Annotated in this window: 11 protein-coding genes; 7 read left to right on the top strand and 4 right to left on the bottom strand. The window is 40.5% G+C overall.

The genetic code is table 11. The features are described 5' to 3' along the window. Nucleotides 1-88: 88 nt before the first annotated feature. The 3 genes from lpdA to sucD all read left to right on the top strand — a co-directional run bounded on the left by lpdA (nucleotide 89) and on the right by sucD (nucleotide 3,728). Nucleotides 89-1,522, top strand: coding sequence for a dihydrolipoyl dehydrogenase (lpdA, locus tag Aba26S_RS15330; protein WP_004652192.1), 1,434 nt, complete (start codon nucleotides 89-91; stop codon nucleotides 1,520-1,522). A gap of 136 nt (nucleotides 1,523-1,658) precedes the next feature. After that, entirely contained in the window at nucleotides 1,659-2,825 is a 1,167-nt protein-coding gene (gene sucC / locus Aba26S_RS15325; RefSeq protein ID WP_005243777.1) for an ADP-forming succinate--CoA ligase subunit beta, read from the top strand. Nucleotides 2,826-2,837: 12 nt separating this feature from the next. Further along, nucleotides 2,838-3,728 carry a succinate--CoA ligase subunit alpha gene (gene sucD / locus Aba26S_RS15320; protein ID WP_003655479.1) on the top strand — a complete coding sequence of 297 codons (891 nt, stop codon included), beginning with the start codon at nucleotides 2,838-2,840 and terminating at the stop codon, nucleotides 3,726-3,728. Nucleotides 3,729-3,824: 96 nt separating this feature from the next. Here the strand turns inward: sucD and Aba26S_RS15315 are convergent, their stop codons facing one another. The 4 genes from Aba26S_RS15315 to trpS all read right to left on the bottom strand — a co-directional run bounded on the left by Aba26S_RS15315 (nucleotide 3,825) and on the right by trpS (nucleotide 9,490). Then, entirely contained in the window at nucleotides 3,825-5,465 is a 1,641-nt protein-coding gene (locus Aba26S_RS15315; protein ID WP_043973190.1) for an alkaline phosphatase, read from the bottom strand. Between the two features lie 200 nt (nucleotides 5,466-5,665). Next, the gene (locus Aba26S_RS15310) at nucleotides 5,666-7,381 is read right to left on the bottom strand and encodes a flotillin family protein (protein WP_005243772.1); all 1,716 of its coding nucleotides are present in this window, start codon (nucleotides 7,379-7,381) and stop codon (nucleotides 5,666-5,668) included. Between the two features lie 35 nt (nucleotides 7,382-7,416). After that, nucleotides 7,417-8,061 carry a YqiJ family protein gene (locus tag Aba26S_RS15305; protein WP_043973189.1) on the bottom strand — a complete coding sequence of 215 codons (645 nt, stop codon included), beginning with the start codon at nucleotides 8,059-8,061 and terminating at the stop codon, nucleotides 7,417-7,419. 415 nt (nucleotides 8,062-8,476) lie between these two features. Continuing rightward, entirely contained in the window at nucleotides 8,477-9,490 is a 1,014-nt protein-coding gene (gene trpS, locus Aba26S_RS15300) for a tryptophan--tRNA ligase (protein ID WP_005243761.1), read from the bottom strand. A gap of 165 nt (nucleotides 9,491-9,655) precedes the next feature. Between trpS and Aba26S_RS15295 the strand changes: the two genes are divergently transcribed. The 4 genes from Aba26S_RS15295 to Aba26S_RS21465 all read left to right on the top strand — a co-directional run. After that, nucleotides 9,656-10,579: a DUF808 domain-containing protein gene (locus Aba26S_RS15295; protein WP_043973187.1), complete on the top strand. Its 924-nt coding sequence runs from the start codon at nucleotides 9,656-9,658 to the stop codon at nucleotides 10,577-10,579. A 37-nt stretch (nucleotides 10,580-10,616) separates the two neighbouring features. Then, a complete protein-coding gene (locus Aba26S_RS15290) occupies nucleotides 10,617-11,510 on the top strand; it encodes a neutral zinc metallopeptidase (protein ID WP_005243757.1) in 894 nt (297 codons plus the stop codon). A 283-nt stretch (nucleotides 11,511-11,793) separates the two neighbouring features. Further along, complete coding sequence (locus tag Aba26S_RS15285; protein WP_005243755.1) at nucleotides 11,794-13,293, top strand: sodium:proton antiporter; 1,500 nt, start codon at nucleotides 11,794-11,796, stop codon at nucleotides 13,291-13,293. A 447-nt stretch (nucleotides 13,294-13,740) separates the two neighbouring features. Beyond that, nucleotides 13,741-14,572, top strand: an 832-nt coding sequence (locus Aba26S_RS21465) for a BapA prefix-like domain-containing protein (protein WP_043973185.1), incomplete at its 3' end; no start/stop codon positions are given.

Below are 14,572 nucleotides of genomic sequence, written 5' to 3'. Positions count from 1 at the left end.
AGGGACTTTCACAAGTTTGATCAGTTTTAAGGTTTGTGAAATTTCTTCTCTGATAAAAGAAGATAGGGGAGATTCATTGGAGATAAAGATGTCTCAACAGTTTGATCTTGTTGTCATTGGCGGTGGACCTGGTGGTTATGAAGCGGCAATTCGTGCAGCTCAACTTGGTTTCAAAGTCGCTTGTATCGAAAAACGTATTCACAACGGTAAGCCATCTTTAGGTGGTACCTGTTTAAACGTGGGTTGTATCCCTTCTAAAGCATTGCTTGACTCTTCTCACCGTTATGAAGCTACAGTTCACGAGCTTGCTGAACACGGCATCACCACGGGCGAAGTTAAATTTGATTTAGACACTTTGTTGGCACGTAAAGACAAAGTTGTAGATCAATTGACCGGCGGTGTCGCTCAATTACTAAAAGGTAATGGTATCGAGTGGTTACAAGGTACGGGTAAATTACTTGCAGGTAAAAAAGTAGAATTCACACCATTTGAAGGTGATGTACAGGTTTTAGAACCGAAGTACGTGATCCTTGCAACTGGTTCTGTACCTGTAAATATTCCAGTCGCTCCTGTTGATGAAGACTTGATTGTTGACTCTACTGGCGCATTAAAATTCCCAGAAGTTCCTAAGCGTCTTGGTGTGATCGGTGCAGGTGTTATCGGTCTAGAGCTTGGTTCAGTATGGCGTCGTCTTGGTTCAGAAGTTGTTGTGTTTGAAGCATTAGATGCTTTCTTACCAATGGCAGACAAAGCATTGGCGAAGGAATATCAAAAAATCTTGAAAAAACAAGGTTTAGATATCCGTATCGGTGCAAAAGTTTCTGGTGCTGAAACCAATGGTCGCGAAGTAACGGTTAAATATAACCAAGCTGGCGAAGACAAAGAACAAGTTTTTGACAAGTTAATCGTTTGTGTAGGCCGCAAAGCCTATGCAGAAGGTTTATTGGCAGAAGATTCTGGCATTAAACTCACTGAACGTGGTTTGGTTGATGTTAATGATCAGTGCCAAACATCTGTTGAAGGTGTTTATGCGATTGGTGACTTGGTACGCGGTCCAATGCTTGCACACAAAGCAATGGAAGAGGGCGTAATGGCAGTTGAGCGTATCCACGGTCACGCTGCTCAAGTGAACTACGACACCATCATCAGCGTTATCTACACGCATCCAGAAGCAGCTTGGGTTGGTTTAACTGAAGAACAAGCCGCTGAAAAAGGTCATGAAGTTAAAGCTGGTCAATTCCCGTTTGCGGTGAATGGTCGTGCATTAGCTGCTGGTGATACTGCTGGTTTTGTGAAGTTCGTTGCTGATGCGAAAACAGATCGTCTTTTAGGTATGCACGTTGTGGGTCCTAATGCATCTGACATCGTACACCAAGGTATGATCGCGCTTGAATTCGTTTCTTCTGTTGAAGACTTGCAATTGATGACTTTCGGTCACCCAACTTTCTCTGAAGTTGTACATGAAGCAGCGCTTTCTGTTGACGGTCGTGCAATCCACGCGATTCAACGCAAGCGTAAATAAGACATAAGGTGTGGTTCGCCACACTTTTTTGAATGATGATGATTGTCTGGTTCAGGCAATCATTTATTCAATATGTAGCAGTCTGATTTTAAGAAGATCTGGGCTGTATCACACAAACAACATAGTAGGTAACTAAATGAACTTACATGAGTATCAAGCTAAAGCATTATTGAAAGAATATGGCATGCCAGTACAAGAAGGTATCTTGGCAACAAATGCAGACGAAGCAGTTGCTGCATTTGAACAGCTTGGTGGTAAATTCGCAGTAATGAAAGCGCAAGTTCATGCTGGTGGCCGTGGTAAGGCTGGCGGCGTTAAAGTTGCAAAATCTAAAGAAGATGTCATTGAATTTGCTAACAACATCATTGGTACTCGTCTTGTAACGTATCAAACAGATGCAAATGGTCAGCCAGTAAACAGCATCATCGTTGCTGAAGATGTTTACCCAGTTGAGCGTGAGCTTTACTTAGGCGCGGTTGTAGACCGTTCTAGCCGTCGTATTACTTTCATGGCTTCTACCGAAGGTGGTGTAGAAATCGAGAAAGTTGCGGAAGAAACGCCTGAAAAAATTATCAAAGTTGAAGTTGATCCTTTAGTTGGCTTACAACCATTCCAAGCACGTGAAGTTGCGTTTGCTTTAGGTTTGAAAGACAAGCAAGTAGGTCAATTTGTAAAAATTATGGCTGCTGCTTACCAAGCATTTGTTGAAAATGACTTTGCATTATTTGAAATTAACCCACTTTCAGTTCGTGAAAATGGCGATATTTTATGTGTAGATGCGAAAGTAGGTATTGACTCTAACGCGCTTTACCGTTTACCTAAAGTTGCTGCTTTACGTGACAAATCTCAAGAGAATGAGCGTGAATTGAAAGCATCTGAATTTGATCTTAACTATGTTGCTTTAGAAGGTAACATCGGTTGTATGGTGAATGGTGCTGGTCTTGCAATGGCAACGATGGACATCATCAAACTTTATGGTGGTCAGCCTGCAAACTTCCTTGACGTTGGTGGCGGTGCTACGAAAGAGCGCGTAATCGAAGCGTTCAAAATCATCCTTGCTGATACGTCTGTACAAGGTGTTTTAATCAACATCTTCGGTGGTATCGTACGTTGTGACATGATTGCTGAAGCAATTATTGCAGCGGTTCAAGAAGTAAACGTAACTGTTCCAGTTGTTGTTCGTTTAGAAGGTAACAACGCTGAGTTAGGTGCTAAATTACTTGATGAATCAGGTTTGAAATTAATTTCTGCGAACGGTTTATCTGATGCCGCAGAAAAAGTTGTAGCTGCAGTTAAAGCGTAAGGAGTATCAATCATGAGCGTATTAATTAATAAAGACACTAAAGTATTGGTACAAGGTTTTACTGGTAAAAACGGTACTTTCCACTCTGCACAAGCTTTAGACTACGGTACAAAAGTTGTGGGTGGTGTTACTCCAGGTAAAGGTGGTACAACTCACCTTGACCTACCAGTATTCAACACAATGAAAGAAGCGGTACGTGAAACAAATGCTGATGCATCTGTAATTTATGTACCAGCTCCATTCGTTTTAGACTCAATCGTTGAAGCGGTTGATTCAGGTGTTGGCCTAATCGTTGTGATCACTGAAGGTGTTCCAACAATCGACATGCTTAAAGCAAAACGCTACTTGGAAACTAACGGTAACGGTACTCGTTTAGTTGGTCCTAACTGCCCAGGCGTGATCACTCCAGGCGAATGTAAGATTGGTATTATGCCTGGCCACATTCACCAACCAGGTCGTATTGGTATCATCTCACGTTCAGGTACATTGACTTATGAAGCTGTTGCTCAAACAACTAAGCTTGGTTTAGGTCAGTCTACTTGTATCGGTATTGGTGGTGACCCAATCCCAGGTATGAACCAAATCGAAGCGCTTCAATTGTTCCAAGACGATCCAGATACTGATGCTATCATCATGATCGGTGAGATCGGTGGTACAGCGGAAGAAGAAGCTGCTGAATTCATCAAATCAAACGTGACTAAGCCTGTAGTGGGTTACATCGCTGGTGTAACTGCGCCTAAAGGCAAGCGTATGGGTCACGCTGGTGCGATCATTTCTGGTGGTCAAGGAACTGCTGAAGAGAAATTCGCTGCATTTGAACGTGCGGGAATGGCTTACACACGTAGCCCAGCTGAGCTTGGTTCTACTATGTTGCAAGTTTTAAAAGAGAAAGGTTTAGCGTAATACGTTAGATTTTAATCTTTAAAAAACCCCAATGGAAACATTGGGGTTTTTTATTGAGTTGTAGGGTTATTCAATTTTGTTTTACAGTACTTTTTTTTAACCCAACACAGCTGTTAATTCTTGGGTATATTGAGAAATACCATCCAGATTAAAAAACTCGACTTTCAATGCTTTACTTTGAGGATCAATATTCACTTCACCGAAGAACTGGTAACCATCCAAAGGCGAGAGATTCGCTTTACCCGCAGGTGGGGTTTTTTCAAAGATCACTTGCCCACCAAACGTCGCATCCATTTCATTGGGGCCAAAAGTACCCGCATTTAGTGGCCCTGCGACAAACTCCCAGAAGGGCGAAAAATCAGTAAATTGAGCTTGAGTATTATCATAATAATGAGCGGCGCAATAATGAACATCTGCAGTCAGCCAGACTATATTTTTTACTGCTTTAATACGACGGAGTAAGCCTGCAATTTCCAGTTCACGACCAAGAGGCACTCCATTGTTGCCATTGGCAATTGCCTCCCAAGTTTTAGCAATACCGTCAGCGACGCCAAAATTATCTTGCACATTTAAGCCGATGGGCATATCCGCTGCAATTACTTTCCATACGGCTTTTGAATTTGATAATTCATTTACCAGCCAGTTGACTTGTGTTTCACCTAGAAATGCGGAGTCTGCATTTAAAGTCGTCTGCAAATTGGTACTATTGCCTCCACGATACGAGCGCATATCCAGTACAAACACATCGAGTAATGGGCCATAACTGATTTTACGGTAAATGCGTTGATCGCTGAGTGCCTCGCTTGTCCAAGACATAGGAGAGTATTCTAAAAACGCCTGTTTACCGCGAGAACTCAGCGTATGAATGTCTTTTTCGGTATAAGCATTATTTTTGCTGAGGTCTTTCGTTGAAGACCAGTTATTGGTAATTTCATGGTCATCCCATTGCCAAATTTGGGGGACTTCGGCAGCGAATCTGCGTAAGTTTTCATCCATAAAATTATAACGATAGCGACCACGGAATTCTTTCAGGCTTTCGGCGACTTTACTAACTTCTTCTGTGACAATATTTTTCCAGATGCGTTGCTCATCTGGTTTTAAGGATTGTCCTGCTTGTAAAGTCACGCTACTTTGAATTGGGCCATCCGCGTAAATGGTGTCGCCACTATGAATAAAAAAGTCTGGCTGACGTAGGCGCATCGTCTCCCAGATTCTCATACCTCCAATATCGGGATTAATGCCCCAACCTTGTCCCGCAACATCGCCACCCCACACAAAACGAATGGGGGAGGTAGCTGTTGTCATTGTGCGGAAGCTACCGGTATAGAGTTCACTGATGGCATTGTTTTGGGTCGCATCTTCAAAGCTAACCCGCAAAAAAATATGCTGATCATTGGGCAAGCCTGTCAGGTTCACTCGTCCTGTATAGTCACTGGCTGCGGTTACTACTGGACCTGATATAACTTTAGGTTGTTTAAAACGGTCAGTAAAGTCATATTCTACACGTAGTTTCGCAGCTCGATCCGCTTGTGCCCAAATGGTTGCATTGCCATTGCGGACATCACCGATTTGAATCCCAGAAGGCAGTTTAGGTCTGGCATGTTCTGGAAGAATAATTGCCGGAGCTTTGTTGTCACTTAGGCCGCAGGCAGCCAGTGTTGAGAAGGATGCAACGCCGACCGCTAATTTCCCACTATTAATCAAGAAACGACGACGGCTTTGGATAAACTGCGACATATTGACATCTCATTTATTTGCTGAGGTGGAGATTTTGCAGTATGAGAAGCCGAAGTGAATGAATGATGACAGCATCATGTGAATTTTTGAATAAAAGCGTAAGTGCAGATTGGCTTTATAAAAATCAAAAATCGGCTGCAAGGCAACCGATTTTTCAAATGATTTAAAGTACTTTAGCCCTAAGATTTTGAATCTACACCTTAGATTTCACTTTTAGGTTTTAACCCTTGAGTCAAACCATTGATATCGCCACCTTGTAAGCCTAATTCATTCATTAAGCTATCAATCAATGGCGCTTGTGAGCGGTAGCGTAGGGCACTATTCACAACCTGATCGGATAATGAAGCCGTTGTGCCATGTTCGGTATTTTCAGCTGAAACGGCAGAACCACCTGCAAAGCCATTTAAACCATTGACTTGTAAAATCTTGATGTCATCAATATTTTCCATTGGTTTGACGCTTTCACGAATGATCTCTGGTAAATGCTTTAACAAGGCCAAACGGACTTGCATTTCAACCTGTTCGGCCGAAAGTACATTCGATGCTTCATTGACTGCACGGGTACCCTCAGCATCGACTTGATATTGTTTTTCTAAAGCTTGAGCAAATAAGATTTTTGCATCTGCTTCACCTTTGGCTTTTAAACGAATCTTTTCAGCTTCCGCTTCTGCTGCAATACGCACAGCTTCAGCTTCATCGGCAGCAGCTTTTTTACCTGCATCAGCAGCAACCGTAATTGCAATCGCTTCTTTCTCCGCTGTTTGCTTTGCAGCAACCAGTTCAACTGCTTTTTGACGCTCAGCGCGTTGTGTTTCGCGGACGGTTACCACTTCTTCTTCTGCCTTCACAGCTTCAGCACGGGCTTTGTCGGCATGTGCTTTTGCCTCAGATTCAGCACGAGATTTTTCAGCAATCGCAATGGCACGATCTTGTTCTGCCAGTTCAATGGTTTTCTTCTGCTCAACCTGGGCTTTCTGAATCAACTGCGCTTTTTGAATATTTTCGTTTTCCACATCACGTGCAGAGGCAATACGTTTAATTTCGACTTCACGTTCTGCCGCAATACGTGCTTCTTCTGCTTCACGTTTTTTGCCTGCTTCTTGTGATGCAATTTCAGCGAGTTGTTCCGCTTTACGAATCGAGATTTCACGCTCTTGTTCTAGTTTGGCATATTCCTCTTCGCGAGAAATCCCTAAACGGGCACGTTCTGCTTCCAAGTTCTTGGCGCGGATTGCCAAATCTGCATCCTGTTCAATGTCATTGCGCTTTTTACGACGATCTTCAATGGTTTCGGTCAGTTTGGTTAAACCCTCGGCATCGAAGGCATTTTGTGGATTAAAGAATTTAAAGCTGGTTTGGTCTAGACCCGTTAAAGAAACCGTTTCTAATTCTAAACCGTTCTTCGATAAATCCTCTGACACGACTTGTTGAACTTTCTGAACAAAGTCGACGCGTTTTTCATGTAGCTCTTCCATCGCCATTTCAGCCGCAACGGCACGGAGAGAGTCGACAAATTTACCTTCAACCAAATCTTTTAATTCGGGTGGAGACATGGTTTTACGTCCCAAGGTTTGGGCTGCGGTTGCAATTGATTCGGCAATTGGTTTAACGCGAACATAGAACTCAGCCATGACGTCAACACGCATGCGATCACGGGTAATCAAAGCTTGGTCTGCAGCACGTTTCACTTCCAGACGTAAAGTATTCATATTGACTGGAATAATTTCATGTAATACGGGGAGAACAATTGCACCGCCATTTAAAATGACCTTTTCACCGCCAAAACCTGTACGGACAAAAGAGACTTCCTTGCTCGAACGGGTATATAAACGTGCGATGATGAAGCCAATAAAAATAAGTGCTGCAAAAATAACACCAGCAATAATTAAAATTTCAGTCAATGCTGAACTCAACATGTAAACACCCTCATGTAGTAGTAATTGATATAAAATTAAGCTGCAATCGCTTGGAATCCAATTTTGGTTCTTTGCGTTAAAATAACGTCCTGGCCTGGATGAAAAACTAGATCAAATTCAGGCTCAACCAAGACGTAATGGGTCTGGCCAAATTGATCTTTCACTTTGGCTTGTGCAGGGAAGTTTGGTTTTGCCTCCCCGAGAATGATATGTGCTGTTCTACCAATTAAATCATCGCTTCGGATTGCTGTGGTTTCATCTTTTGGAATAATTTTGGCAATCAGCGCAGCGCTATAACGGACCAGTGGCATACACAGGAACAGGCAAGCGGGTGCAATGATCCAGGCAGATAGATATTGTTCAGTGAATTGGAAAAAAAGATCCTGAATAATTAAACCTGTGAGTGCATAAACGGTTAAAAAGATAATTAACCAGATTAGTAAGGGAACTTTGCCTAGATAAAGCCATTCCAGAAGTTGGGTCAGTACATTTTCAGGCTGTTCTAAGGAAACATGTGCATGATCAACATCGGTCAGACTGTCAGGTAAGAACTGTTCTATAAAGCTGGAACTCCCGCCAAATAATAGCAGTATAAATTCAAGAATACCGATAAATAGGCATAGCATCAAAGCAATGCTAAAAACGAGATTAGAAGGATGTGTCAAGAGATCCAGGATCATCACGATTACTCTTATTTCTTTTAGAGCGATTTAACAAATTTTTTATAAAAATAAAACAGTTATAAGAGTAAAGAGATTTTGTCTAAATTTCAATCTAAATCATTCATTTTCTTATAGACGAAAAAAAACGCAATGATTGGGGTTGTCATTGCGTTGAACAACGAATCTGTTTAAAACAGTTTCGGTTGAAAGGAGAAATGTCATGAGATTAGTGTTAGCTAACCTACAGGGTCATACTATTAAAAAACCTGACTAAGTTCATAGGTATTCATGTTAACTACTGTTAATTGATGTTAATAAGTGACGAAAATTGTTAGTTTTACGGTTTTTGTAGAGTTCCAAAATTAAACTTAAATCAAAGAGTTAAAATAAAAAAAGCCCAATTATGGGCTTTTTATGAGAAAAGTAACGTAAATTAAAATTTGAACAAACCTAATCCAGCTTTTACTTCATCCAGTGTTTGTTGAGTAATATCACGACATTTGTCGGTACCATGTTTTAGAATATCCATGATGTAATCAGGATCTTTTTCTAATTCCGCACGACGTTCACGAATCGGCGTGATTAATTCTTTAAGTACGCCTTCTAAGCGTTTTTTCACGGTACCATCACCTAGACCGCCTCGACGATAATGTGCTTTTAACTCTTCCACTTCTTCTTTGTTTGGATCGAAGGCATCGAGATAAGTAAATACGATATTGCCTTCAACCTGACCTGGGTCTTCAATACGTAAATGGTTTGGATCGGTATACATTGCATTAACTGCTTTTTTAATGTCTTTATCCGAAGCATTCAGCACAATGGTATTACCCAAAGATTTCGACATTTTGGCTTTACCGTCAAAACCAGGTAAACGTGCCATATTTGATAACAGGGCTTTACATTCTGGGAGGAGATCATGGCCAATTTGACGATTGACACGACGTACGACTTCGTTGGTTTGCTCGATCATTGGAATTTGATCTTCCCCAACAGGTACGACAGTGGCTTTAAATGCAGTAATGTCTGCGGCTTGTGCAATTGGGTAGCATAAGAAGCCAGCAGGAATATCACGTTCAAAACCACGCATTTGAATTTCAGATTTAATGGTTGGGTTACGTTCTAAGCGAGCCACCGTCACATAGTTGAGGTAAAGCATGGTCAATTCATTCAGTGCAGGTAAGCATGATTGCACACAAATGGTGGTTTTAGTTGGATCAATCCCAACAGCAAGATAGTCGAGCGCTACTTGAAGAATATTGTTGCGCACTTTATCTGGATTATCAGCATTGTCTGTCATTGCTTGTGCATCAGCCAATAACAGATGTTGGTGATGACTGTCTTGTAGACCTACACGAGAGCGTAATGAACCGACAAAGTGTCCCAGATGAAGTTGTCCGGTTGGACGGTCGCCTGTCAAAATGATAGGACGTTGATCAATATTACTCATGCTACGTTCCAAGATTCAGTTATTTCATAGATATAAGATTGATATTATTGTACGAGAAATAAATTTTTTTCGTCAGCGATTATTTTAACTTTTTCTAAAAATCGTATTGTGCTTTCACCATGTAATTCTACAATAGCCGTATAAATACAAAGCGAAGGAATAAAAATGGCGAGTGGTTTATTACTATTATTAGATGATATTGCAACAATATTAGATGATGTAGCGCTGATGAGTAAAATGGCAGCAAAGAAGACGGCTGGGGTACTGGGCGATGATCTGGCGCTTAATGCTCAACAGGTGAGTGGTGTCCGTGCTGATCGGGAGTTGCCTGTAGTCTGGAGCGTCGCCAAAGGTTCATTTGTAAATAAACTGATCCTAGTTCCATTGGCCCTACTAATTAGTGTGGTTGCGCCTTGGTTGATTAATCCATTGTTAATGATTGGTGGATTGTTTCTATGTTATGAAGGTGCTGAGAAAGTCATTCATATGTTGCTACATAAAAAGGCAAACACCAGTGAAGCGGCAAGCCAAAATTTGCAGGAAATCGAGGTGGATCTCGCCAAATTTGAAAAAGAAAAAGTAAAGGGCGCAATTCGCACAGACTTTATTCTTTCGGCTGAAATTGTGGTGATTTCGTTAGGTACGGTTGCAACAGCTGCATTTATGACTAAAGTGACAGTGTTAAGTATTATTGCAATCATAATGACGATCGGGGTGTATGGTCTGGTTGCAATGATTGTGAAAATTGACGATTTAGGTTTATATTTAACCAAACAAGCTTCTGAATTCAAAAATAAAATAGGTCAAGGTTTACTGGCGTTTGCTCCAATTTTAATGAAAATATTGTCTATTGTCGGAACGGTTGCAATGTTTTTAGTGGGTGGAGGCATTATTAGTCATACCATACCTTTATTACATCACTTTACTGAAGAAACGGTTGATCATTTAGAGTTAATCCCGAGTATTGGTTCAATTATTGGTGCAGTAACACCAATGTTGATTAATTTGGGTGTTGGCTTAGTTGCAGGTATCGTGGTTTTGATGATTATTAATCTGTTTCAGAAAGCTTGGCCGAAGGCATCCGCTTAAACCTAGATTGTCATCATCAGAATTATATGAGGTAGCTATGCGTTGGAGAGATCGTCGAGTCAGTACCAATGTTGAAGACCGTCGCGGGGGTGGCGGTGCAAAAGCAGGTGGGATTAGTATTATTGGTCTGGTGGTGGCTTTTGTCGCCTGGAAGTTTTTTGGGGTCGATCCTCAACAAGCCTATCAAGCTACACAGGCGGTCACCAATGCACAATCTTCTCAGCAAGGCAGTGCACCACAAAACTTGACTGCTGAGCAGAAAGAGGCCAGTGATTTTGTTGGCACGGTGTTGGCAGATACAGAAGATACCTGGACACCTGTTTTTAAACAGCTTGGAATGACTTATAAACCGCCTCGGCTGGTACTGTTTAGTGGTGTGGTTCGATCAGGTTGTGGTACAGCTCAATCTGCTATGGGGCCTTTCTACTGTCCTGCGGACCAAAAAGTTTATATCGATACTTCTTTTTTTAAAGATATGCGTCAGCAAATGGGGATTTCTGGTGAGAAGAATCAAACTGAGCTTTCTCGTCAAGATCAGGCTGGAGATTTCGCGCAGGCCTATGTGATTGCCCATGAAGTGGGACATCATATCCAGAACTTATTGGGTATTTCTACACAAGTGCAACAGGCACGTGCGCAGGTGAATCAAGCCCAAGGTAATCAACTTTCTGTTCGGCTAGAGCTACAAGCGGATTGCTTTGCCGGAATTTGGGCACATCAAAACCAAAAACGAACCCAGTTTTTAGAGCAGGGAGACATTGAGGAAGCGATGGATGCAGCAGAGAAGATTGGAGATGATTATTTGCAACGTCGTGCAACAGGGCAGGTCGTTCCTGATAGTTTTACCCACGGTACTAGTGAACAACGAATGCAGTGGTTTCAAACAGGTTTGAAATCAGGAGATATCAATCAATGTAATACCTTTAAATAGGATTGATGGATATTTGTCCTTGATTTTTATACGGAAGATATACGAATCACAAGAATAATTAACGTAAAATAACAAGGTCTATGCTGAGTTGAGGATGATTGGTTTATTATTGCATCTAAATCATTTTTGAATAAAAAATAAAATATGAGATGTTTAAACTGCAGCATAGGCCTTCATTTTCTATTCAATTGCAAAAAAAACGCTTTTAGATTTTATAGTTGATCGGGATTATAAAGTTTAAATAAAGTCTTTGTGTTAAAAACGAAATAAATAAAGAGGTTGTATGGGTAATTATTTTCTTTTACAAGCATTAACTGTGATTTTTGCTTTATCCATTGCCACTACAATTTTTAATAAAAGGATCTTGGGTTTTCCTCAAGCTATTGGTGTTCCCATTGTTTCCGCTATTTTTGTCTTTATTTTACAGTGGGGTGCAAGCCTACTTAATGGTAATCAATTTATTACCATTAATATTCAGAATATTGAAGCAGCTGTAAGAAATATTGATTTTTATGATTTTCTTATTAATGGTGTCATTTGCTTTATTCTAACCTCTTCTGCCTTGAAGTTTAAAATTTCAGACTTAAGAAATCATTGGAAGCCAATTAGTATCTTAGCTACGATTGCATTGGTTCTATGTGCCGGATTTTATGCAGGATTGCTATATTTATTCCAATGGCTGGTTGGCTATCCCGTACCCATCGGTGTGTTGCTATTATTAGGTGCGGCATTGGGGGCAACGGATCCAATCGGCGTTAAAGGGGTATTGAGTTCTATTCGGGCACCTCATCATCTTATTGTAAAACTGGAAGGAGAATCATTATTTAATGATGCAATGTGTATTGCCTTATTTATGACGTTATTAAAAGTTTTACAAGGTGAGCATTTTTCACTATTGGCAACAGTTGAAACATTATTATATGAAATCTTTGTTGCTGTAATTATCGGTTTTGCATTTGGTTTCGCGATCTTACGTTTACTCCGTGGTAAACATGAGATGGAATCTCTGATTTTAACCACTGCCTTACTTGCCAGTGGATCATATCTCGTGGCTTTATTTGCACATGCCTCTGCCCCTATTGCCTGTGTTATTGGCGGACTTATCGTTGGGAATAAATGGCAAGAAATTCGTGAACAGCGCGAAATCCGTGAGGTCAATCACTTTTGGCATACGGTTGAGGGGATCATTAATTCATTCTTATTCACCTTGATTGGCTTGGAGTTGTTTATTCTTGATTTGAGTGCGAACCTGATTATTGGTGGGATCATTGCTTTTATTATTCTGCACCTATCTCGGTTTGCTGCAAATTTTGCCGCTTTTGCCCTGTTTCCATCTTTCCGCAAAAAAAGCTATAACGGCAGTTTAGCAATTTTATCTTGGGGGGGAGTTCGTGGCGGGATTTCACTGGCGCTGATTCTTGCTGTCGCGAATATTCCTGAATTAAGCCAATATAGTAGCATCTTGATTGGTTATACCTTTATTAGCGTATTGCTGTCGGGGGTAGTCTGTGGTCTTGGCCTGCCAGCTGTGATGAATGCATTTTACTATAATCCAAGTGAACAAAAAGACGGTTTGAAAGGTTGGTATCAGCGTATGTGCAATAAGATGAACCGCCGTGGCTTTAAATACATTGTAGGTGAAGATGCTTTAGGTAGAGAAACTATCACGATTTATAATCCAGAGATTTTATTGGATCAGAAGACAGAAGATGGTGTTGCAACAATGCATCATCCGAATAAGAGAGAAGAGGTGAAACGATTGGAAAATCCTGATAATTTTTAACCTTATATTTTAAACTTTTAAAAAAGCCTTTATAAAATAAAGGCTTTTTTGTTTTGTAAAATTAATAATATTGTTTAATTTTATTTGAGTGTTATTTTTGTTGTAATTTTTCTTTTAAAATTAATTTAAAATTTTATTAAGTTTTGTTTAAATGCCTTTTGGGAATTTATCTTTCTTTATTTTCATTTGTTTAAAAATGTAAATTAAAAAATATAATAAATCGTTTTTTATTTTTTTTATCCTTTTAAATCATTATCTTGTTTAGTTTTTTAAAAAATATTTCAATGTGTTTTTATATTTTTGTTTTGTGCGCTATTTAACATTTATTTTGTTTGCATTAAAGTGGTGCTGTGAAGTCTATCACTTAGAAACAATAATTTAAACTTAAGTTAATAATGTAATTAAGAATTGATTAAATATTTATAATTTATAATGAGGAATATAACCATGTCTCAAATACAAATTATTTCCAAGGAAAGTCACCAAACCCTTGTAAATATAACGGGAAAAACAGTCACATTGCCTTCTGAACCTTCAGTTGTATTAATTAAGGTCTCTGCAAATGATATTTCAGTTGTTAAGAGAGATGGTGTAAATGCGGTTGTAGTATTAAAAAATGGCGAAACAATTATTATTAAGGATTTCTTCAATAATGGTGAAGTAGCAGATAATAGTTTGGTGCTTCAAGGTGAAGATAATCAATTAGTATGGGCACATTTTAAAGATGCGGAAAGTGATGCAGACGCAGATGCAGATGCGGATGCGGATGCCGATTCTGATGATGATCATGAAGGGGCTGTTTATTTAGAAGAAACGCCTGCTGTTGTACCAGCAGCAGCTGCAGCACCTGTTGAAGCAGCAGCATTACAGCCAATTCAGGCTGTGGACCCTTTACTTTATGCAGGCGGTGCTGCGGCGAGTGGTTTTAGTCCATGGTTATGGGCATTACCTGTTCTTGCTATTGGTGGGATTGCTGCAGCGGCAAGTGGTGGGGGTGATGGAGGTGGCAGAGGCAATAGTATAGATAGCACGCCGCCTAATACAGATGGTGTAAAATTTAACATCAACGCAGTGACTGCGGACAACGTGCTGAATGCAGCAGAATCTACAGGCAATGTTACCTTGACAGGAACATTAACCGGTGTACCTGCTGATGCAGCGACTACAGTAGTAACTGTTGTTGTTAATGGAGTAAGTTATACCGCTACGGTGAATGCAGCGAATGGCACCTGGAGTGTCAGTGTTCCAGGTAGTGGCCTGGTCGCAGATGCAGATAAAG

The sequence above is a fragment of the Acinetobacter sp. NBRC 110496 genome, from assembly GCF_000876115.1.
Taxonomy (GTDB): domain Bacteria; phylum Pseudomonadota; class Gammaproteobacteria; order Pseudomonadales; family Moraxellaceae; genus Acinetobacter.
This window is presented reverse-complemented; position numbering and strand designations above follow the sequence as displayed.